This window comes from Paraflavitalea sp. CAU 1676 (assembly GCF_029223285.1).
Taxonomy (GTDB): domain Bacteria; phylum Bacteroidota; class Bacteroidia; order Chitinophagales; family Chitinophagaceae; genus Paraflavitalea.
Genome location: NZ_JARHUJ010000012.1, coordinates 316751 through 338564 on the forward strand (window position 1 = coordinate 316751; position 21814 = coordinate 338564).

Annotated in this window: 21 protein-coding genes; 17 read left to right on the plus strand and 4 right to left on the minus strand. The window is 50.3% G+C overall.

Going from position 1 to position 21814, the window contains the following annotated elements; translation table 11 throughout:
• Positions 1 to 163 precede the first annotated feature (163 nt).
• The gene (locus P2H89_RS33380; RefSeq protein WP_275835522.1) at positions 164 to 814 is read left to right on the plus strand and encodes an energy transducer TonB; all 651 of its coding nucleotides are present in this window, start codon (positions 164 to 166) and stop codon (positions 812 to 814) included.
• A 93-nt stretch (positions 815 to 907) separates the two neighbouring features.
• On the opposite strand, the gene P2H89_RS33385 is transcribed toward P2H89_RS33380, so the two are convergent.
• Positions 908 to 1594, minus strand: a complete 687-nt coding sequence (locus P2H89_RS33385; protein WP_275835524.1) for a hypothetical protein — start codon at positions 1592 to 1594, stop codon at positions 908 to 910.
• A gap of 277 nt (positions 1595 to 1871) precedes the next feature.
• On the opposite strand from P2H89_RS33385, the gene P2H89_RS33390 reads away from it, so the two are divergent.
• The 13 genes from P2H89_RS33390 to P2H89_RS33450 all read left to right on the plus strand — a co-directional run bounded on the left by P2H89_RS33390 (position 1872) and on the right by P2H89_RS33450 (position 14563).
• The gene (locus tag P2H89_RS33390) at positions 1872 to 2765 is read left to right on the plus strand and encodes a helix-turn-helix transcriptional regulator (RefSeq protein WP_275835526.1); all 894 of its coding nucleotides are present in this window, start codon (positions 1872 to 1874) and stop codon (positions 2763 to 2765) included.
• 285 nt (positions 2766 to 3050) lie between these two features.
• Positions 3051 to 4262: a pyridoxal phosphate-dependent aminotransferase family protein gene (locus P2H89_RS33395; RefSeq protein WP_275835528.1), complete on the plus strand. Its 1212-nt coding sequence runs from the start codon at positions 3051 to 3053 to the stop codon at positions 4260 to 4262.
• Positions 4259 to 5380: a hypothetical protein gene (locus tag P2H89_RS33400; RefSeq protein ID WP_275835530.1), complete on the plus strand. Its 1122-nt coding sequence runs from the start codon at positions 4259 to 4261 to the stop codon at positions 5378 to 5380. The genes P2H89_RS33395 and P2H89_RS33400 overlap by 4 nt, the downstream gene beginning before the upstream one ends.
• On the plus strand, positions 5377 to 6369 hold the full coding sequence (locus P2H89_RS33405; RefSeq protein ID WP_275835532.1) for an NAD(P)-dependent oxidoreductase: 993 nt from the start codon (positions 5377 to 5379) through the stop codon (positions 6367 to 6369). The genes P2H89_RS33400 and P2H89_RS33405 overlap by 4 nt, the downstream gene beginning before the upstream one ends.
• A 26-nt stretch (positions 6370 to 6395) precedes the next feature.
• A complete protein-coding gene (locus P2H89_RS33410) occupies positions 6396 to 7718 on the plus strand; it encodes an inositol-3-phosphate synthase (protein WP_275835534.1) in 1323 nt (440 codons plus the stop codon).
• A 14-nt stretch (positions 7719 to 7732) separates the two neighbouring features.
• Complete coding sequence (locus P2H89_RS33415) at positions 7733 to 8161, plus strand: phosphatidylglycerophosphatase A (protein ID WP_275835536.1); 429 nt, start codon at positions 7733 to 7735, stop codon at positions 8159 to 8161.
• A gap of 2 nt (positions 8162 to 8163) precedes the next feature.
• Entirely contained in the window at positions 8164 to 8544 is a 381-nt protein-coding gene (locus P2H89_RS33420) for a GtrA family protein (protein ID WP_275835539.1), read from the plus strand.
• A gap of 3 nt (positions 8545 to 8547) precedes the next feature.
• Positions 8548 to 11097 carry a DUF5686 and carboxypeptidase-like regulatory domain-containing protein gene (locus tag P2H89_RS33425; protein ID WP_275835541.1) on the plus strand — a complete coding sequence of 850 codons (2550 nt, stop codon included), beginning with the start codon at positions 8548 to 8550 and terminating at the stop codon, positions 11095 to 11097.
• A gap of 17 nt (positions 11098 to 11114) precedes the next feature.
• On the plus strand, positions 11115 to 11816 hold the full coding sequence (locus P2H89_RS33430) for a CDP-alcohol phosphatidyltransferase family protein (RefSeq protein WP_275835543.1): 702 nt from the start codon (positions 11115 to 11117) through the stop codon (positions 11814 to 11816).
• Positions 11813 to 12361, plus strand: coding sequence for a DUF4833 domain-containing protein (locus P2H89_RS33435; RefSeq protein ID WP_275835545.1), 549 nt, complete (start codon positions 11813 to 11815; stop codon positions 12359 to 12361). The genes P2H89_RS33430 and P2H89_RS33435 overlap by 4 nt, the downstream gene beginning before the upstream one ends.
• 4 nt (positions 12362 to 12365) lie before the next feature.
• The gene (locus tag P2H89_RS33440; RefSeq protein ID WP_275835547.1) at positions 12366 to 12992 is read left to right on the plus strand and encodes a sterol desaturase family protein; all 627 of its coding nucleotides are present in this window, start codon (positions 12366 to 12368) and stop codon (positions 12990 to 12992) included.
• Position 12993: 1 nt separating this feature from the next.
• Positions 12994 to 13929, plus strand: a complete 936-nt coding sequence (locus P2H89_RS33445) for a phosphatase PAP2 family protein (protein WP_275835549.1) — start codon at positions 12994 to 12996, stop codon at positions 13927 to 13929.
• 10 nt (positions 13930 to 13939) lie between these two features.
• Positions 13940 to 14563 (plus strand): HAD family phosphatase, encoded by a 624-nt coding sequence (locus P2H89_RS33450; RefSeq protein WP_275835551.1) that lies wholly within the window; start codon positions 13940 to 13942, stop codon positions 14561 to 14563.
• Between the two features lie 117 nt (positions 14564 to 14680).
• Here the strand turns inward: P2H89_RS33450 and pyk are convergent, their stop codons facing one another.
• Both pyk and pfkA read right to left on the minus strand, forming a co-directional pair.
• The gene (pyk, locus tag P2H89_RS33455) at positions 14681 to 16174 is read right to left on the minus strand and encodes a pyruvate kinase (RefSeq protein WP_275835553.1); all 1494 of its coding nucleotides are present in this window, start codon (positions 16172 to 16174) and stop codon (positions 14681 to 14683) included.
• Between the two features lie 118 nt (positions 16175 to 16292).
• Positions 16293 to 17276 carry a 6-phosphofructokinase gene (gene pfkA / locus P2H89_RS33460; RefSeq protein WP_275835555.1) on the minus strand — a complete coding sequence of 328 codons (984 nt, stop codon included), beginning with the start codon at positions 17274 to 17276 and terminating at the stop codon, positions 16293 to 16295.
• Between the two features lie 200 nt (positions 17277 to 17476).
• On the opposite strand from pfkA, the gene P2H89_RS33465 reads away from it, so the two are divergent.
• The 3 genes from P2H89_RS33465 to P2H89_RS33475 all read left to right on the plus strand — a co-directional run bounded on the left by P2H89_RS33465 (position 17477) and on the right by P2H89_RS33475 (position 21060).
• The gene (locus tag P2H89_RS33465) at positions 17477 to 19606 is read left to right on the plus strand and encodes a prolyl oligopeptidase family serine peptidase (protein ID WP_275835557.1); all 2130 of its coding nucleotides are present in this window, start codon (positions 17477 to 17479) and stop codon (positions 19604 to 19606) included.
• Between the two features lie 204 nt (positions 19607 to 19810).
• Complete coding sequence (locus P2H89_RS33470) at positions 19811 to 20707, plus strand: SDR family oxidoreductase (RefSeq protein ID WP_275835560.1); 897 nt, start codon at positions 19811 to 19813, stop codon at positions 20705 to 20707.
• 44 nt (positions 20708 to 20751) lie between these two features.
• Positions 20752 to 21060, plus strand: a complete 309-nt coding sequence (locus tag P2H89_RS33475; protein WP_275835562.1) for a hypothetical protein — start codon at positions 20752 to 20754, stop codon at positions 21058 to 21060.
• Positions 21061 to 21134: 74 nt separating this feature from the next.
• On the opposite strand, the gene P2H89_RS33480 is transcribed toward P2H89_RS33475, so the two are convergent.
• Entirely contained in the window at positions 21135 to 21800 is a 666-nt protein-coding gene (locus P2H89_RS33480; protein WP_275835564.1) for a Type 1 glutamine amidotransferase-like domain-containing protein, read from the minus strand.
• Positions 21801 to 21814: the final 14 nt, after the last annotated feature.

Below are 21814 nucleotides of genomic sequence, written 5' to 3' on the forward strand. Positions count from 1 at the left end.
AATTTAATATAACAAATGTTAAATAGCCATTAAAGTCACGTTATGAGAAAAAAACTACACAGCCTTTCCGCATACTGTTGAACGGCACGCTGTTGAGCGGCGTGGTGGCATCGTATTTGGGTTCATAGAAGTGCAGATCGATTGTTCACTAAAACGAGAAATTATGAATTACGCAAAGAATGATTTCCGGGCATTACTGGCTGCGGTGATGATCCTGGCCGGAAGTATATTGACCGGTTGCCAAAGTAATAACAGTAGTTACGACAATGGTTCTATCAAAAGCGAACCACCTGCTGGTGACGCCACCACCATGGATAGTACACAAGGTAATCCGGTCAATGAATCGATGACCTCCGGCGATAACGTATCCGACAGGCCGGTTGACAATACAGCGGCCATGCCAACAAAAAAAGGCACCAAAGGCAAAGCGTCCATCAATATAAAACGGATGAACAGGGACAGGCCTTCGATGATGGTGCCCGATGCGGAAGGCGTGTATGCACGCACCGATATCATGCCGCTTTACCCCGGTGGGGAAAAAGCCTTGCAACAATATATAGAGAATAACATCGAATATCCGCAGGAAGCCATCGATCAGGGCGCCGAAGGTGATATCCGCATCGCGTTTACAGTAAATGAAAAAGGTAAAGTAACCAACGTAAAAGCGGTAGATGACAACAATACCGAATACACGCTGAAGCAGGAAGCGATTGATGTGATCAGTAAAATGCCCGACTGGACGCCGGGTACCGTAAAAGGTAAAAAAGTAAAGACAAGGTTATATATGCCGATCAGTTTCCAGATCATCGAGTAGAACAGCTTTCATTTTCATCATCATACCAACCCATTAAAACAAATAAAGCGGGATGCGCGTAAGGCGATCCCGCTTTATGCATTTAATTACGTTCTATTTACCGGGCGGCGACTTCCGTAGCTTAACCATCAACCCCACACTGGCGAAATAGGGAAACACACGCACCCCATCGCCCCATTCTCCACTGTTCTTCATGGAGAAACCCTGCAATATCTCCAGCCGCACATTACGGCCACCGATCGCCACACCAAAATAGGGTTCATAGAAAAACAGGTGGTCGTCGAATTCTTTATTGCTGAGCAGGCCGTTGTAGTCAAGATAATTTACCCGCAGGCCTATATAGCCATCGAAGTGAACACCCGAATTGAAGAGGGGCTTATCATAAGCGGCAAACTGTGCCTGGAAGAAAGGACGGTTGTAGTTACCGCTAAGGCCGATCTTGTCCTTTTCATTGTTGCCGATGCCCATACCGAGGGAAAAACTACCAACCGTGTTATCGCCCGGGTTGGTTTGCACGCCCAGTGAAAACTCCGATTCACGACTGGTATACCCGTTGTCCGATTCCGGCATACCGCCAAAATAGCCGTTGATGTTGATATTATCGGATACCGCAATACCCCCTTTTACAGCGATGCCAACCGTGCCGAAGGCAAGGCCCAGGTGCCCCTCGCCGGCATGCGCATAAGGCAGGGCATTGATGGTAGTGGGTACATAATGATAGCGGGGCGTGGAGCAGGCAGTAAGCCATAATAGCAGTATGGCAGCAAGCGCAAATTTCATGTGGTGGTGTTTGGCCTATATACGTAGCCAATCCGGCTAAGGATTGTTCGTTAGGGGCAAGGCTACAAGGGTAAATGTAAAAAAATGACGGGTTAGCTCAACAATTCATACATTTTTAATGTTTCTTTTACTTCAACATTGAATCGACTATACTGCTAACTCTCAGGGCGGGGTAGTTTGTAATCTATACTGCTATGGTAGTCAAAACAGACGCTCGTAGACCTGCTCCTATGCGGTCATTGCCCGGTCATGCCTTTTACCAACTAAATCATTGCGTATGAAGGCGACCGCAGTTTATCAACACTCCATAAAAGACCTGATCGAATATACAGGTCATTCCTGGTATCCCGAAGGGCTCCAGGTGATGGTGGCACGTCCCGAACCGGCCAAGCCTCCCATACAACACCCATTTCGCTCCAATGCCTATTGGGTCATACTGGTTACGGCAGGCGAAATAGCCGTTCAACTGGATGGTAGTGAGCACATCGTAAAGGAGAACAACCTCATGATCATACCGCCGCATGTCGTCCGCCAGTCTGCCGGACCGGGGGAATGCTGTGCGGTAGCCTGCGTGATCTTTACGCCCGAGTTCCTGATGGATGCCGGTATCCGACAACAGCACATTGATTCCTTTAAATTCCTGGCCGGCGATCCCTGCACACTGCTGGAGTTATCCGCAGCCGACGCCACCCGCTTCAAAGGAGTGATCACCCAATTACAAGAAAAGAACTTTTATGAAGGCGACAATCCTTTCGCAGCAGAGATCGTCCGGCACTTCTTCAATGTGTTCCAGTTTGAACTAGCTGGTCTCTACCATAAATATTCCAATCAGCCGAATATCGTGTACGATCGCAAGAAGGACCTGCTGTGGCGATTCCTGGCATTGCTGCCCGGGCATGTAAAGTCCGAACGCAGTTTGCAATTCTATGCAGATCGCTTATACGTGACTCCCAAATACCTCACACAAACAGTCAAGAAATTATCCGGACAAACCGCCGGTACTTACATCGATAACCTCGTGATCGTGGAAGCCAAGAACCTGCTGCGCGATCCCGCCCTGACCATCGCACAGGTGGCCGATCAGCTCGACTTCAGTGATCAGTTCTTCTTCAGTAAATTCTTCAAACGATATACAGGCACTACACCTTCCGAATACCGAAAGATGAATTGAGTTGTCGGTATCAACACCGCAATTGTATAAATGCGTAATGCCCGGGGATTCCCCGGGCATTACGCATTTAGCCTATAAACATGGTAGAGTGTGTTGCAGCTGCATTACAATCATGGTGGAGGCATTGTTCACATAGGTTGTCTGTAAAATTATACCCATGTGTGCGAACAGGAAGGTAGGAGAGTTTTAGACATAATCCGGAGTGTTTTAGACATTGCCCCGGTGTTTGTTTCGTTACAATTTTGCATGTACCAGCCCGATCATCGATGGTTGGAAAGTTGATTCATGCGTAACATACTACAACAAAAGATCTCCCAGTTCAGGGACGCGGATTTGATAAGAGCGCAAAATGTATATCCCTATTTCCGGGTCATTGAATCGGGACAGGAAACCGAAGTGGTGCTCAACGGCAGGCGTGTATTGATGTTCGGTTCCAACTCCTATCTGGGGCTCACAAATCATCCCCGCATTGCGGCAGCTGCGAGCCGTGCTATTGAAAAATACGGAAGCGGCTGTGCCGGTTCCCGTTTCCTCAACGGTACGCTCGACCTGCACGTAGAGCTGGAGCGCCGCCTGGCGGCCTATACCGGTAAAGAAGACGCCGTGCTGTTCAGCACGGGCTTTCAGGCCAACCTGGGAGCACTATCGGCCCTGGCTGGCCGCGCCGATGCACTTTTGCTCGATGAATACGATCATGCCTCAATCATAGACGGTAGTCGCCTGTCATTCTCCCGGGTATTCAAATATGGTCACAATGATATGCACGATCTCGAACATCGCCTCCGCAACCTGCCCGCCGATGCCTTCAAACTGATCGTGACCGATGGCGTATTCAGCATGGAAGGTGATATCGCCAACCTGCCTGCCATCATCGAACTGGCCGACAGGTACAATGCTGCCGTGATGGTCGATGATGCCCATGGCCTGGGCGTTATCGGTGTCAATGGCGCCGGTACGGCTTCTCATTTCGGACTCACCAAGGAGACCGACCTCATCATGGGGACCTTTAGCAAGTCACTGGCATCATTGGGAGGCTTTATAGCGGGCGATAGCGGCGTCATCGATTACCTGAAGCACAAAGCACGCTCCCTGATCTTCAGCGCCAGCATGACGCCTGCCTCCACGGCCAGCGTAATTGCTGCACTGGATATTATTCAGGAAGAACCTCACCGTATTCAGAAACTCTGGGACAATACCCATCATATGCTGTTGCTGCTGAAGGAGCAGGGATTCCATACCGGCGACACGCAAAGCCCGATTATACCGGTACGTATCGGCGATAACCACAAGACCTTCCTGTTTACAAAGATCCTCCAGGAAAAAGGCGTATTCGTAAACCCGGTGGTATCACCCGCTGTGCCTTCCGAGTCGTCGCTGATACGTTTGTCATTAATGGCTACTCATTCATTCGCCCAGATAGAAGAGGCCGTCGATAAAATGAAAGAAACAGCCCTCGAGCTGGATCTATCCCTGGAACTTAAAAAAGAAAGCGCATGACAGGCATCGTAACAGTTCGGGATAAAAAGCAGTTGAAGGCCTTTATCGATTTTCCGCACGACCTGTACGCAGCCGATGCGCAGTATGTGCCGGAACTTTTCATTGCCCAGCGCGACCTGCTCACGCCCGGGAAACATCCTTTTCATGAACATTCGAAACTGCAGTTGTTCCTGTATTATAAGGATGGGAAGATCCAGGGCAGGATAGCGGCCATCCTGAACAATAACCACAATCAATTTAACAATACGACCGACGGGTTCTTTGGTTTTTTTGAAAGCGTTGATGATGTACAGATCGCCACGGCACTGTTCCGTGCGGCTGGAGCCTGGCTGCAACAACAAGGCGCCACGACGATCATCGGCCCGGTAAACCCTTCCACCAACGAACCATGCGGTTTGCTCATCGATGGGTTCGATAAGCCGGCGCTGGCGATGATGGTCTACAACAAACCTTATTATCCGGCTCTGCTGGAGTCGATCGCCCTGCAAAAAAAGGTCGATCTGCTGGCCTACGATTTACCCTTACAGGAAGTAGGCGACCGTCCTGTGCGGCTGGAAGAAAAATTATTGGCGCGGCTGCAACAAAAGCAGATCACCATACGGCCGGTCAATAAGAAAGACCTGGTCAACGAAGCACGCAAGGTGCGTGAAGTATACAATGCAGCCTGGGACCAGAACCTCGGTTTTGTACCTATGACCGATAACGAATTCAACTACCTCGCCAAAGACCTTAAGATGGTATTGGATGAACAGTTCTGCCTCATCGCCGAGCACAAAGGCGAGCAGATTGGATTTGTACTGGCCATACCCGATATCAATGAAATACTGATCAAAGTACGGCGTGGCCGGTTATTACCCACCGGTATATTCAAGCTGTTGTTTGGTATGAACCGCATCAGCCGTATCCGGGTACTGGCCCTGGGCGTAAAAGAAGAATACCGAAAGCTGGGCATTGAAGCCTGTTTTTATGCCGGCATGATCAGGCGGGCTACGGAAAGGCGTATGCAGGGAGCCGAATGCTCCTGGATACTCGAGCACAATGAACCAATGAATAAAGGCATTCAAAACATCAATGGGAAAGTGTACAAACGCTATCGCATTTATGAAAAACCGCTATGAAGGAGAAAGTACTGATCACCGGCGCCAGTGGCTTTATCGGCTACCACCTTATTGAAGCTGCCTTACGCAGAGGGCTGGCGGTATGCGCCGGCGTGCGGAAGGGGAGCGATATAAGCCATTTGAAAGTGTTCGATATCACGTACTGTACTTTGGATTATGCGAACCAAAACGTGCTGGCGAAACAATTGGCCGATGCCGGCTGCAGGTACATCGTGCACGCAGCCGGCGCCACACGGGCCGCCACGCAGCAGGCCTACGATACCATCAATGCGCAGTATACGTACAACCTGGCGGCAGCAGCGGTGGAAGCATTAGGCGACCAACTGGTGAGTTTTGCGCTGGTCAGCAGTCTGGCGGCCATCGGTCCGTTGAACGATCACCACACCGTGATCGATGAAACAGCAGCACCTGCCCCCGTTACTGCCTATGGCAGAAGCAAACTGCTGGCCGAGCAGAAACTGCAGGATGTAGCCGGATTGCCCTGGCTGGTATTGCGGCCAACTGCTGTATATGGACCCCGCGAGCGGGATATATTCATCATGCTGCGGTCGGTTAGCCGGGGTATTGAACCCTATATCGGGCGAAAGATCCAGCAATTGAGTTTCGTGTATGTGAAAGACCTCGCTTCGGTGATCATCAATGCACTGTTTGCCGGGGTTACACACGAGACCTTTAATATTTCCGACGGCAACAGTTATGATCAGTATGCACTGGCCGATCTCTCTAAACAGATACTGCACCGCAAAACATGGCGGCTGCACCTTCCATACGGAATGATCAATAGTCTCGCAGTTGCTCTGGAGAAGATCCATGGCTGGCGTGGCAGTACGCCAGTGTTGAACAGGGAGAAGCTGCAGGAGTTGACGGCCCTCAATTGGGTATGCGATATCTCGAAGGCTAAAAATAAGTTGGGCTACAAACCGACTTATACATTGGAAAGGGGACTCACCGAAACCCTGCAATGGTATCAACTATATAAGTGGTTGTAAATAACATTAGAAACAAAATAAGTATTATGAAAGAACAAATATTGCCGGCTGAAGGGAAACTAGGCGTCCTGCTTCCCGGATTGGGAGCAGTGGCATCTACAATGATCGCAGGCGTTTTTGCTACGAGGAAGGGATTGTCAAAGCCGGTGGGATCGATCACCCAAACCGGTCATATCGAACTGGATGGTGTGGGTAATCAATATCCCCTCATCAAGGACATTGTACCATTGGCAACATTGGAAGACCTGGTATTTGGCGGATGGGATATTTATGAAGACAATGTGTACCAGGCGGCCAGTCATGCTAAAGTGCTCGACCAGCATTTACTCGATGCGATCCGCCCCGAGCTGGAAGCCATCAAACCCATGAAGGCGGTATTCGACAGGAGTTATGTGAAGAACCTCGATGGCACCTTCATCAAAGAAACGGCCAACAAATGGGAAGCAGCCCAGGAGTTGATCAAAGACATAGAGCAGTTCAAGAAAGCGAACAATGTAAGCAGGGTAGTGATCGTGTGGACAGGTTCAACGGAGAAATACATCGAACAAGCTGCTGTACATGAATCCATTGCCGCATTCGAAGCAGGATTGAAAAACAATGATCCGCTGATAGCGCCCAGCATGGTATATGCTTATGCAGCCGTAAGTCAGGGCATTCCCTTCATCAACGGCGCTCCCAATCTTACTACAGATATTCCTGCCATTGTGCAACTGGCGCGTAAAGCAAAAGCTGCCATTGGTGGAAAGGACTTCAAGACAGGTCAAACATTGATGAAGACCATCGTAGCGCCCGGACTGGCAGCACGCGCCCTCGGCGTAAGCGGCTGGTATTCTACCAATATCCTCGGCAACCGCGATGGCCTGGTGCTCGATGATGAGCAGAACTTCAAAACGAAAGAAGTATCGAAGCTCGGTGTGCTGGAAGATATCCTGCGGCCCGATCTGCATCCCGATCTCTATGGCAACCTGTACCACAAGATCAGGATCAACTATTATCCGCCGCATGGCGACAACAAAGAGAGCTGGGACAATATCGACATCTTCGGGTGGCTCAATTATCCCATGCAGATCAAGATCAACTTCCTCTGCCGCGATTCGATCCTGGCAGCGCCCATCGTACTCGACCTGGCCCTGTTTGCCGACCTCGCACAACGTGCCGGTATGTACGGAGTACAGGATTGGTTATCGTTCTACCTCAAGTCGCCGCAAACCCAACCTGGCGTACCTGCGGAGAATGATGTATTCAAACAGCTCAATACGCTGAAGGAAGTACTGCGGTCGATGATCAAAGAAGAAGTACAGGAACCGAAAACTATAAACAGGGCCAAAGCGATAGCACCGGTATTATGACGGCCCTCGCGCGCATGATAGCAACTGCAGGTGGTATTGGTTTTATCCCCAAGGGTGGGGGAACCGCAGCTGCAGTTGCTTTTTGTATAATCTGGTACCTGTTCCCCATGGGGTATATGTACCAGGGCATATTGTTGCTCGTACTGCTCCTGGCCGGCACCTGGAGTGCCGGGAGGATGGAAACAGTGTGGGAGCACGATAGCCAGCGGATCGTGATCGATGAAGTAGCAGGCATGATGATGACGCTGGCCTTTTTGCCTTATAAGCCCGCGATCATTATTGTGGGATGTGTGCTGTTCCGCTTCTTCGATATCGTGAAGCCGCTGGGTATAGGCCGGGCGGAGATATTGCCAGGCGGTTTTGGTGTGATGGCTGATGATGTGTTGGCTGGGTTTTATGCACAGGTATTGTTAAGGGTGTTGATGGCGCTAAACCTGCTTTGACCATGATCACTTTCCTCAAAGCAAACACGTCCTCCTTACTGGCCTCGGCTACAGATTTTCTGCTCACGGTATTGCTCGTGCAATTCGCCGGGTGCAAAGTGGTGCTGGCAGCTGCGGCGGGCACCCTTGCTGGTGGTGTCATTAATTTCCTGGTCAACCGGCACTGGGTGTTCCGGCAGGAAGAGGAAAGGGCTGCCAGGCAGATGGGGAAATATGCCCTCGTATGGATGGGTAACCTGGCGCTAAATACCGGTGGCGTATATGTGCTGGCCAATATGGCCGGCCTTCATTATGTACTGTCGAAGGTGCTTACCTCACTGCTGGTGGCCTTCCTGTACAATTATCCGATGCAAAAGAATTTTGTGTTTAGCAACAACTGGTAGACGATGAGTAGTTCGATCGATATGAAGAAAGGATGGACCTTATTCCTGTTATTTACCTGCTTAATGACCTTCGTGCAGGGTCAAACAGTGGTAAAGGGAATTGTGCGCGATGCTCAAACCCGCAAGCCACTGGCTTTTGTTAGCGTATATTTTAAAGGCAGCAAAGGCGTGTTGAGTGATGAAGACGGGCGGTATACGATCTCCACGGCCAATCCGAAGAATACGGCATTGGAATTCTCTTTTAATGGGTATAAGGTATTTAAGACCACCATTACAGCTGGCATCGAACAGGAGCTGAATATAGACATGGAGCTGGTGGCGTTGAAAGAAGTGGTCGTGAGCTCGCGCAACAAAAGCAAATACAGCAATAAGAACAACCCGGCGGTAGACCTCATCCGCAAAGTGGTCGACAACAGGGCGCGCAATAGGATGAGCGCCTTCGATTATATACAGTACCAGCAGTACGAAAAAATGGAGCTCTCGCTCACCAACAAACCTGAGAAGCTGCTGAACAGCAAGCTGCTCAAGAATTACCGCTTCCTGGTGGAAAACCAGGATACCACCTTGCTCGAAGGGAAAACACTGGTGCCGGTGTACCTGGAAGAAACACTGTCTGATAAGTATTATCGCAAAGCTCCCTCCAAAGAGAAGACCTATGTACTGGCTAAGAAGAAGGTAAACCTCGGTGAGTTTGTAGACAACGACGGCGTTACACGCTACCTCAACAGCATGTACATGCCCATTGACATTTATGAGCCCAACATTACGATATTGTCCAACCAGTTGTTGAGCCCCATCTCCGACCTGGCGCCTACCTTTTACCGCTTCTATTTGCGCGATACGGTTGAGATGGAAGGCATCAAGCTGGTACAGCTGGCATTTGCTCCCCGCAATCCCAATGATCTCCTCTTCCGCGGCTCCATGTACGTAACACTCGATGGTAACTATGCGGTGCAGCGTATTCAAATGGGGCTTACCCGCCATGCCAATATCAACTGGACAAGAGAGCTGCGCATTCGGCAGGAGTTTGAACGCGGCGATGATGGCCGCTACCGCGTAGTCACGAGCAATATATTGTCAGAGTTTGCCTTGTCGAAGAAAGCCAGCGGCGGCCTGGTAGGTCAGCGAACAGTGAGCTACAAGAATTATGTGGTGAACCAGCCTGCCGCCGATTCGGTATACGAAGGCCGGTCTGAAGTAGCGGTTGATCTGCCTGCATCCGATACCGATAGCTTTTGGGTGGCCAACCGCCATACCGCTCTCACAGCAACGGAGCAAAAGGCGTACAGCAATATGGATAGCCTTAAGAACATGAAGTCGTACCGGCGCCTGATGGACTGGGCCACGTTTTTCCTGGCAGGGTACAAAGCAGCCGGCCCTTTCGATATCGGTCCGGTGAATGCCTTCTACAGCTTCAATCCTGTGGAGGGGCTGCGTTTGCGCTTCGGCGGACGCACCACCCCCAAGTTCAGTAACCGGCTGTATTTTGAAACCTACGCCGCGTATGGTTTCAAGGATGAAAAGGTGAAATACTTCCTGTCGGGTGCTTACTCGTTCAATGGCAAATCGATCTATTCCTTCCCGATGAATTTTCTGCGGTTGAGCTTCCAGCACGATACGAAGATACCGGGGCAGGAGCTGCAGTTTGTACAGGAAGATAATTTCCTGCTGTCGTTCAAACGGGGCGATAACAACAAATGGCTTTACAACGACATCTTTAAAGCAGAATACATCCGGGAGTTTGGTAAGAACCTTTCTTACACTTTTGGCTTCAAGAACTGGAAGCAGCAGGCCGCCGGCAATATCGTGTATGAAAAGCCCGGCCTGTCCGGCAATTCGATCGTCCCTGATATTACTACGACCGAGTTGTCGGCCGAATTGCGGTGGGCGCCGCATGAACAATTTTACCAGGGTAAGTCGTACCGTATCCCCATCTACAACAGGTATCCCATATTCCGCCTGCGATACACACAGGGCATCAAGGGATTGATGAAAGGCGATTACGACTATCAGCAACTCACGCTGAATGTGTTCAAGCGGTTTTATCTTTCGCAGTTCGGGTATGCCGATGTGGTTACAGAAGGAGGCTACACGTTTGGCCAGCTGCCTTATCCTTTGCTGACCATCCACCGTGCCAACCAAACCTATGCCTACCAGCTCAACTCTTTCAACATGATGAACTTCATGGAATTTGTGAGCGATCACTATGTATCGGTGAGTACCGATTACTATTTCAATGGATTCATCTTTAATAAACTGCCATTGATCCGGAAGCTGAAGCTGCGCGAAGTGGCAGGGTTTAAGATATTGTATGGTGGTGTTCGCAAAGAGAACAACCCGGCTTACAACAAAGAAACATTTCTGTTCCCAACGGATGAGAACGGAACGACCACTACATTTTCACTGGCCGATAAGCCTTATATGGAGGCCAATGTCGGCATCGGTAATATATTCAAGGTGTTGCGGGTTGACCTCGTCAAGCGCCTTACTTACCTCGAAAATCCGGATGCACCCAATTGGGGTATCAGGGCCCGGGTGAAGTTTGAATTCTGATCTTAAATGCATTTGATATGAGCCAGATCGTTATGCGTGACCGTTTACAAAGGGGCATCTATACCATCATCGATCCGCTGGTACGTGGATTGGTGCGCATCGGTATAACACCCAATTTCATTACCACCACGGGGCTGGTGTTGAATATAGGCGTAGCCATCGTATTTATTGTGGGCGCCGAAGAAGGCAACCGGGGCGACCTACGGTATGTAGGATGGGCCGGCGGACTGATCCTCTTTGCGGGTTTGTTCGATATGCTCGATGGGCAGGTAGCGCGGGTAGGGAATATGAGTTCACGCTTCGGCGCCCTGTACGATTCCGTGCTGGACAGGTATAGTGAGTTGTTCATGTTCCTCGGTATATGCTATTACCTCGTGGCGCACCATTATTTCCTCAGCTCCCTGTTTGCCTTCATCGCTCTCATCGGCTCCATGATGGTGAGTTATACCCGCGCGCGCAGTGAGGGATTGGGTATACAAAACAAAGGCGGCCTGATGCAGCGCCCCGAGAGGGTAGTGCTCACCGCCGTGTCGGCCATAGCCTGTGGTATTACGGCATCGGCAATCGGGGGCGATTACAAACTATCGGTGCCCGGTTTGCCCTTCCATGTATTTGAAACTATGTCGGTATTCACCATTCCCATTACCGTCATGGCAGTGCTCACGAACATTACTGCCATCAAGCGATTGGTGGATGCTAAAAAAGCTTTGGACAAATGATGAGATACAGCCTGTTCTTATTACTGGTGGGGTGCCTGCACTTCGTAGAAGCTGGTGCGCAGGAGGGGTTTCCCGTACCGCCTGTCAATGATCGTCAGTTGTTTTACCTGCAGCGAACGTCCAACACCAATACGATCGTATATGAGCTCAACTACAAAGATGGTAAGCTCAATGAGCGCAACCCGCTGCATGTGTATTGGATCCGCTATACCGAGCAGGGACAAAAGGCCGAGTTGAGCTGGATACAAAGGGTGTTTGCGTATGGTATTAAGGCTAAGCTGCTCGGCGATAGCAGTTACCAGGTAACCCTGGTATCGTATGCGGGCTACAAAATGAGCCTTCGCAAAGGGGCCGACGGGAAATACCGGCTCTATGCGCCTATTTATGGAAAGATGATGGAGCTCAGGCGCGTATTTGTCAAGATCACCGGCGGGTCGATGTGGTCGCCGGATATCGAGTACTATGAAGTGAGTGGTATTGACCCTGCAACCGGTAAGCCCATTGCAGAGCGCAAGAAAATATTGGCCAACGAGATCAAAGAATAAAACGATGAAGAAGTTATATGTCTCCAATTCCACGGAGTCGGTGCGGATGTTTAAACAAAACTGGATGGAAGCCCTGTCGAAGGTGCATTTCTCCATCCCATTGTTCATCTACATACCGGTCATAGGTTTTATGACCTGGAGAGCCTTCCATGCAGGTATTGGGGTGGGGTATTATTTTCTGTTCCTGCTGGCAGGTATCGCAGTGTGGACGGGCACCGAGTATATCCTGCACCGCTATGTGTTTCATTTTGAACCCGACTCCCCATGGGGTAAGCGCATCCATTTTATCTTCCATGGTGTACACCACGATTATCCCAAAGATGCGAAACGCCTGGTGATGCCGCCTTCGGCCAGCATACCGCTGGCGATCGGCTTTTATTACCTGTTCTACTGGCTGTTTCCCGTTGAATTGTATCTCTATCCATTCTATGCAGGGTTTATTGCGGGCTACCTGGTGTATGATATGATGCACTATGCCATGCACCACTATAATTTTAAAAGTTCGGTGATGAAGAGGGTCAAGCAACACCATATGTTGCATCATTACGACGACCCCACGAAAGGGTATGGCGTAAGTTCCTCGTTGTGGGATGTTATTTTTCAATCGGGATTTCCCAGGAAGAAGAAGTGATATGCTGAAAGCTGCGCCTGCCGTATTCTTTGCCCCGCGGACCCTGGTGGTTACTACCTGTATTTCTGCCCTGTACTTGCTGCTATCGGTGACCCTGGTAGGCTTTAAGACCGATCAACTCGTGTTGATCGCGATCTTTAACGGACTGTATTATGGCTCGGCCATTACCCGGAAATTCATTACCGGGTTTTCCATCTTCATCGTGTACTGGATCATATTCGATTACATGAAGGCCTTTCCCAATTATGCATTCAGGCCGGTACACATAGAGCAGTTGTACGAGGCCGAGAAAAGCCTGTTTGGGATCCATACAGCCAGTGGGGTGGTTACGCCCAATGAATATTTTCAGCAGCACCCCAGTGTGGCAGGCGATTGGTTGAGTGGCGTTTTTTACCTTTGCTGGGTGCCGGTGCCTTTGTTGTTTGCGGCGTTTCTGTTCTTTAGGAACAGGCCGGTGTTCCTGCGTTTTGCGCTGGCCTTTTTCGCGGTCAACATGATTGGGTTTGTCGTGTACTATATTTATCCGGCGGCGCCGCCCTGGTACGTGCAGGAACATGGGTTTAGCCTGATCACTTCCACCCCGGGCAATACGGCTGGCTTACACCGGTTCGATGAACTGGTGGGCGCGCCCATATTCCAATCCCTGTATGCCAAGGGATCGAATGTGTTTGCGGCAATGCCCTCTTTGCATTCAGCGTATCCGGTCGTGGTGTTGTACTATGGCATGAAAGGGCGGTACCGGTACGCGAGTATCCTGTTTGCGGTGGTCATGCTGGGCATATGGAGTGCGGCCGTTTACACCAGTCATCATTATGTGCTGGATGTGCTGGCGGGTATCACTTGTGCCGTGTTGGGCATTGGATGCGTAGAAAAGGGTATTAGCGGCAATGGCCCGTTTTCCAGGTTCTTTGATTCCTACTTACATAAAATACTTTAACGGATACCTTATGAACAATACCATGACGGAGGCGGACAAGCTCGCGCAGCTCACGCGGCAAAGCCGGGGCAACTACGAGGCCTTCCTGTACGACTGCGACGGTACCCTGGCCGACAATATGGGTGCGCACAAATTATCGTACCAGGCGGTGGCTAAAATGTATGGGTTTGAGCTCGACGCAGCGTTGATCGATGAACTCGCTGGCTGGCCGATCATTGCCGTGGCAGAAGAGATCAGGAAACGCTACGGAGTCAATTTCGATCCTGCTGTATTTACCCAACAAAAGAATACCCTGTACGAGAGCTCCTTTATCAACGAAACAAAGCCCATCGGCTTTGTGGTAGAGCATTTGAAGCAACATGCCGGTCAGGTGCGTATAGGCGTAGTATCCGGTGGCAGCAGGGCAGCTGTATCGAGAACCTTGCGCATGCTGGGCATAAGCCCGCTGGTGGAGATATTGGTATGTGCCGGAGAAACACCGCGTGGTAAACCTTATGCTGATCCCTTTTTATATGCTGCCAGGCAACTGGCGGTTGAGCCTACAAGGTGCCTGGTGTTTGAAGACGGCGAACCGGGTGTGCAGGCTGCCGAGGCTGCGGGTATGCGCTGGATCAGGATCGACAAGATCGGGTAATTGCTTACTGGTAAACCAATTGGTCATCTCATAAAAGAAAAGTGGCCGTCTCTGATGGAGGCGGCCACTTTTTGTACAATGCCCTGCAAGGACACTATACGCGGTAATATTATTCGATTACTCAACTTTCGTGATCTTGAGCGTGTTGGTGGGCAGGTGCAAGTGTACAGGCACGCTACCGGTGTTTACGACAACGTTACCGGGAGCCACGAAGCCACGCTCTTTCAGGATATTGATCTGGTCGAAGATGATATCGTCCAGGCTTTCCTCTTCGTCGTAGAAGAAGGCACGCACGCCCCAGCTTAAGCTCAGCTGGTTAACGAGGGTCTTTTCCTTAGTGAAGACATACAGCAACGATTTGGGACGGTAGCTGCTCAATACGAAAGCGGTATAGCCGCTTTGCGTCATACCAACCAGCGCATCGGCGTTGGTATCGTTCGCCAGCTTACAGGCGTTGTAACAAACTGCATCACTCAGGAAAGAAGGAGAGTGGGGCTGGGGCTTCAGGTCCTCTTCGCGGTTATAGCGGTATTCGGTCCTTTCTACTTCCAGGATGATCTTGCGCATGGTTTCTACCACGAGTGCGGGGTGCTTACCGGTAGCGGTTTCGCCACTCAGCATCACCGCGTCGGCGCCTTCCAATACGGCGTTGGCCACGTCGGTGATCTCACTGCGGTTGGGTTTTACGCGGTCGATCATGCTCTCCATCATCTGAGTAGCCACGATCACGGGCTTGGCGCGGTGGATACATTTGCGGATGATGTCGCGTTGTGCCATCGGTACTTTTTCTACCGGCAGTTCAACTCCGAGGTCACCACGGGCAACCATCACACCATCAGATTCTACTACGATATTGCGAAGGTCGACGAGGGCAGAAGGCATTTCGATCTTGGCGATCACCTTGCTCTTACTGTTCTTCTCAGCCAACCGGCGTTTGAGGTCGATAATGTCTTCAGCTTTGCGTACAAACGAAAGCGCTACCCATTCTACTTCCTGGGCAATGATGAACTCCAGGTCAACCAGGTCCTTTTCCGTCATAGCGGGCAGCGAGATCTTGGTATCGGGCAGGTTTACACCCTTCTTGGGAAGCAGGGTGCCACCATAGGTTACTTGTACTTTTACGTCGCCGCCTTTGGTGATCTCGGTAACGATTACTTCCAGCTTACCGTCGTCGATCATGATCTTGTTACCTACTTCCACATCTTCGTGCAGGTTGGGGTAAGAGACATAGATCTTTTCTTTGGTGCCCACTACCTTCTCTTTGGAGGTGAAGGTGAGGATATCACCGGGTTCGATGGGGAGGGCTCCATTCTCGATCTCACCTACACGGAGCTTGGGGCCTTGCAGGTCGGCGAGGATGGCAATATTATAAGGTTCTCTTCTATTGATCTCCTTGATATGGGCAATGATCTCGGCTTTGTTCTCGTGGGTGCCGTGAGAGAAGTTTAAACGGAAGATGTTAACCCCTGCTTTTACCAATTCCAGCAATTTCTCGTACGTATCGCAAGCTGGGCCTACAGTGGCAACAATCTTGGTACGGTGGTTGATGTGCTCAATACCGGCTTTCTTGTCCATTTCATTGTGCAGGTATTTCGAAAGATCTCTGGCCATGTTTATTGGGATTACGTGATTTACAAATTCATATTTCCAAAAAGCTATAGGCTGTGTTGCCGCAGGCAAGGGCGCGAAAGTACGTCCATTTCGGCCAAAACCCGCAAACTCATTCGATTTAGCTGGCTAAGATCTTCACGATCTTCATCCATTCTTCACTGATCTTTTGCTTCGATTTCACCGCTTTTTCCAGCAGGGTATACTGCATACGGTTGTTGAGGATGCCCACCATTACATTGTGGCGTCCTTCGAGCAGGCATTCTACGGCTGCGTAACCCATGCGGCTGGCGATCAAACGATCGAGGCAGGTAGGGGCGCCGCCGCGCTGAATATGTCCCAGGATGCAAAGACGGGTGTCGATATTGGGCAGGCGTTCCTTAACGAGCTGAGTTACGGTTTCGCCACCGCCAAACTCATCCCCTTCGGCCACTACCACCATGTTCACCAGCTTTTTACGACGTTCTTTCTCCTGGAGCGAAAGGATCAGGTCTTCCATATCGGTCTTGCGCTCGGGGATCAGGATATGCTCGGCACCGGTAGCAATACCACTGTGCAGGGCGATATATCCCGCATCACGGCCCATCACCTCGATGATGAACAGGCGGTCATGCGCATCAGCCGTATCGCGGATCTTATCGATCGACTCAACGGCGGTATTAACGGCGGTATCGAAACCTATGGTGAAATCGGTACCGGCAATGTCTTTATCTATGGTACCGGGGATACCGATACAGGGAATGTCAAATTCACGGCTGAACACATCAGCGCCACGGAATGAGCCGTCGCCGCCAATGATCACCAGGCCATCGATGCCCAGGGCTTTCAGGTTGTCATAAGCCTTCTGGCGTCCTTCTTTTTGAAGAAATTCTTTACAACGGGCAGTTTTCAGGATAGTGCCTCCGCGCTGGATGATGTTTGCCACACTGCGGGAGTGCATGGGAATAATGTCATTTTCCACCATGCCAGTATAACCGCGCATGATTCCAAATACTTCCAGTCCATAATAAATACCTGTTCTTACTACGGCGCGAACAGCGGCATTCATACCGGGAGCATCACCCCCTGAAGTAAGAACACCGATTTTGGTCACCTTTTTTGCCATGAATGTGTGCTGTTAGTTATTTTTTAAGAAAATCTCCAAAATAATGCAAGAAATGTTGATAATCAGGCCCTCTTTTTTAAAATGCGGCCCAAAAATAAGGTTTTAGTTTGATACACGAACGGCAGCGGTGGATGTCTGAAAATCAGTAATCTTGCCATAACAACCCTTCTGTTATGAAAAAAAACTATATATTACTTTTTATGAGTTTTGCAGTAAGTACGGCCACAATGGGGCAGGGAAGCTATCCAAATACCCGGAAAACAGATCAAGTCGATGATTATCATGGCGTAAAGGTGGCCGATCCCTACCGTTGGCTGGAGGATGACAATAGTGCCGAGACCAAGGCCTGGGTAGAGGCCCAGAACAAAGTGACCTTCGACTTCCTGAATAAGATACCCTACCGGGCGCAGATGAAGAAAAGACTGGAGGAACTGGCGAATTACCCCAAATATTCCGCCCCCGACCGCAACGGCGAATACTATTATTTCTACAAGAACGACGGACTCCAGAACCAGGCGGTCCTGTACCGCCAAAAGGGTCTGGACGCGGCCCCCGAACTGGTGATGGACCCCAACAAGCTGTCGGCCGAAGGCACCACCTCGCTGGCCTATTTCAACCTGTCGAAAGACGGTAAATACGCCGCCTGGGGCATATCGAAGGGCGGGTCCGACTGGCGCACCCTGTACGTCCGGGACATGGAAACAGGCAAAGACCTTACCGATTCCATCCTGTGGGTAAAAGTGTCGGGACTCGACTGGCAGGGTAAGGGCTTCTATTACAGCCGCTATCCCGCGCCCGAAAAGGGTAAGGAACTGTCGTCGAAGAACGAAAACCACCAGGTTTGGTTCCACACCGTGGGCACGCCCCAGGAGCAGGACGAGCTGGTGTACGAAGACAAAGCCAACCCCCAGCGCTTCCATTTCCTGAGCACCAGCGAAGACGAACGCCTGGCCTACCTGTCGATCAGCGATCGCGGCAAGGGCTTCGATGGCAATGCGCTTTATTACCGCGACAGCAAGGGCGGCGATAATACTTTCAGACCCATTGTGGCAGCCGTAGGGAAGTTCACTTATAGTCCTATCGACAACGACGGCGACAAAATCCTGCTGTTCACCAACGATGGCGCTGAGAAAAATAAGGTGGTGCTGTTCGACCCCGCCAACCCGGCCAAAGAGAATTGGAAAGTGATCATCCCCGAGCAAAAGGAACCCATCCAGAATGTGGGCACCGCCGGCGGACGCCTTTATGTGAGCTACCTGAAAGATGTAACTACCCGCGTATACGAATATGATTATAGCGGCAAACTAATCCGTGAGATCAAACTGCCCGGCGTTGGTACGGCCGGTGGTTTTGGTGGTAAAAAGGAAGATAAATTCTTCTTTTACACCTTTACCTCGTTCACCTTCCCGCCAACGATCTATACATATGATATCGCTACGGGTACCAGCACGGTATTCCGTCGGCCGGAAGTAGCCTTCAATCCCGAAGACTACGAAACCAAACAGGTATTCTATACCAGCAAGGATGGCACTAAAGTGCCGATGTTCATCGTGCACAAGAAGGGACTGAAGCTCGATGGCAACAACCCCACGATGTTGTATGCTTATGGTGGTTTTAACATCAGCATGCTGCCTTCCTTCAGTTCAACGCTGATACCCTGGCTCGAGCAGGGCGCGGTATATGCCGTGGCCAACCTGCGTGGCGGAGCCGAGTATGGCGAAGCCTGGCACGAATCCGGTATGCTGTTTAAAAAGCAGAATGTATTCGATGACTTTATCGCCGCAGGCGAATACCTGATCAAAGAAAAGTATACATCGAGCAAGCGACTGGCAATACGCGGAGGTTCCAACGGCGGATTGCTGGTAGGCGCGGTGATGAATCAGCGGCCCGACCTGTTCAAGGTGGCCATTCCGCAGGTAGGCGTAATGGATATGCTGCGCTTCCATAAGTTCACCATCGGGTGGAACTGGATTGCAGAGTATGGCAGCAGCGATAGCGCAGATCATTTTAAGAATCTTTATGCCTATTCGCCCATCCATAACCTGAAACCCGGCTTACAATACCCGGCTACGATGATCACCACGGCCGACCACGACGACCGCGTAGTACCGGCGCACTCGTTCAAGTATGCAGCCACCTTGCAGGCTATGCACAAGGGGAGCAACCCGGTGATGATCCGCATCGACACCAACTCGGGCCATGGCGCCAGCAATACGGCGAAGGCGCTGGAAGGCATTGCGGATATCTATTGCTTCACCTTCTCGAATATGAACTTTACGCCGAAGTTTAAGACGGGTACAGGTGATGGCGGTCAAAAGAAAGGGTTTTAGCTAGACTCGCCCGGCGCAGCAGCAAATGCAACCTGCGACCCGCTAATCATATAACTGGCCTTTGCCACAAGTGCCGCTCCTTACGGGGCGGCATCTTCTTTTGGGGCCGTTAGCTTGCAGGAATTATAGGACAGCATTTTTTGTTGACCCGCCGTATTTCTGCCAGTCTTGCGCATTTATGAACCGCTTGCTTATTTTTGCCGTATGAAAGTACTTGTTACTGGAGCCAATGGACTATTGGGACAGCACCTCGTGATGCAATTGCTGGAAAAAGGATTTACGGTGATCGGAACCGGTAAAGGCGATGCCCGTCTGCATCCCGAAGGCGTTGGCGATCGATATACATATCGTACACTTGATGTGAGCGACCCGTCAGATGTGCAGGAAGTGATGGACGCCGTGAAGCCGGAAGTGGTGGTGCATGCCGCCGCGATGACGCAGGTAGATGAATGCGAACTGGCGCCCGAACAGTGCGAAAAGATCAATGTAACCGGTACATCACTTGTGCTCGCAGACGCAGAGTTATACAGCAGCCATTTCATATACATCTCTACCGATTTTGTTTTCGACGGGGAGCAGGGTAATTACAAAGAAGACGACGACCTGAAACCCATCAGTTATTATGGGTTTACCAAGATGCAGGCCGAAGCGATGACAGAAACCAGCTCTATACGCTGGGCCATTGTACGTACCTGTCTGGTATACGGCGATACGCTCGAGGGTACGCGCAGCAATATCATATCCTGGGTGAAGGACAGTTTGGAGCAGGGTAAAGACATCAGGGTAGTGTCCGACCAATGGCGTACGCCCACCTTCGTGGAAGACCTGGCCAGAGGCATTGTACTCATCATAGAACAAAAGGCAACGGGAGTCTACCACATATCCGGGAAAGACCTGTTAACCCCCTACGATATCGCTATTCAAACTGCCGATCTGTTGCAGCTCGATAAAAGCAAGATCACCAAAGTCGATGCCTCCACCTTCAAGCAACCGGGCAAACGTCCTCCCAAAACTGGCTTCATTATCGATAAGGCGCGTAAAGAACTCGGCTTCGAACCCGTGAGCTTTGCGGAAGGGTTGAAGAAGATGTTGGGGATCTAACAAAAACAATCAAAGTCAGGTTGTAAATAGATTGAAAGAAGTATATGAATAGAAAAATTAAGAGTTTGGAAATAATAGGGGTCATTAATGATAGGTTGAACGCTAACCACGATGTTATCGTTGAACTTACAGACTCCAAAAGGTATATTGCGACATTCTTTACTTTAATCAATATTCAATACTTAATGACACACTATGAGCAAAATAGTGGTGAATGTAATAATGGCTCTTTTTTCTGGGCATCAGATATGTGTATCGTTAAGGTAATTGATGAAAAGGTTATAACAGAAGCCATAAATACTATGTTAGAGGACCTTTATTTTGACAACGTGTTCACATTGATAGAATCCTAAGCTGGGTAACGTTGGTAATGTTTTGATTGAAGTTGGTAGAGCGGGTTTAACGACCTGCTTTTTATTTTTGATGACTACTGCCCAAACAGCTTCCAATTCCCCTCCGAGATTACTTCAATAGTGCCGTCAGTTACTTTGAGCGCAGTTTGATCATCAATCGCATAAGAAGGCATGGGTAGGGCGGCAGCCAGCTTTTCCAAATTGGCTAAGGAGTTGTTGGGAAACCACTCATGGTCCAGGTGAGGATGGATGGCAATATCAAGCAGTCCCAAAGATTTGTCGGTTTCACCAGGCAGCGTGTGGTTTCCATAGGTGGTTCCATATCGGGTCATGATCATGCTCCCCGCACTCAGGCCTACATACACAATCTTGCTGAGCAACGATGGCAGGAGCGCTGCCAATCCGGATAGCTGCATCCAATAGGTCAAGTACTGACAGTCGCCACCACCAACCAGTAACGCATCAGTCTTTTGCAGTAGGGGAACCCAAAGCTCTTCTTTGATGCTGGGCAGCGCGGTGAGTTCCAGCAATCCCAAAGACTTCCAACCCATTTCGCAAAAGGGATCACCCAGCGATCCGTTGATCACCCTTCGGGCCAGGTCACCACCTCCGGCTATGGCGTATATTGCGGTGGGTATGAATAGGGCGTTTGCCTCGGCAATGGGTTTGCCCAGCAGGTCAACCAATGCGTTGTGAATACTCGGATTGCTGATCCCGGCAGAGGTGAGCAATTGCTTCATGATTTCTTTCTTTG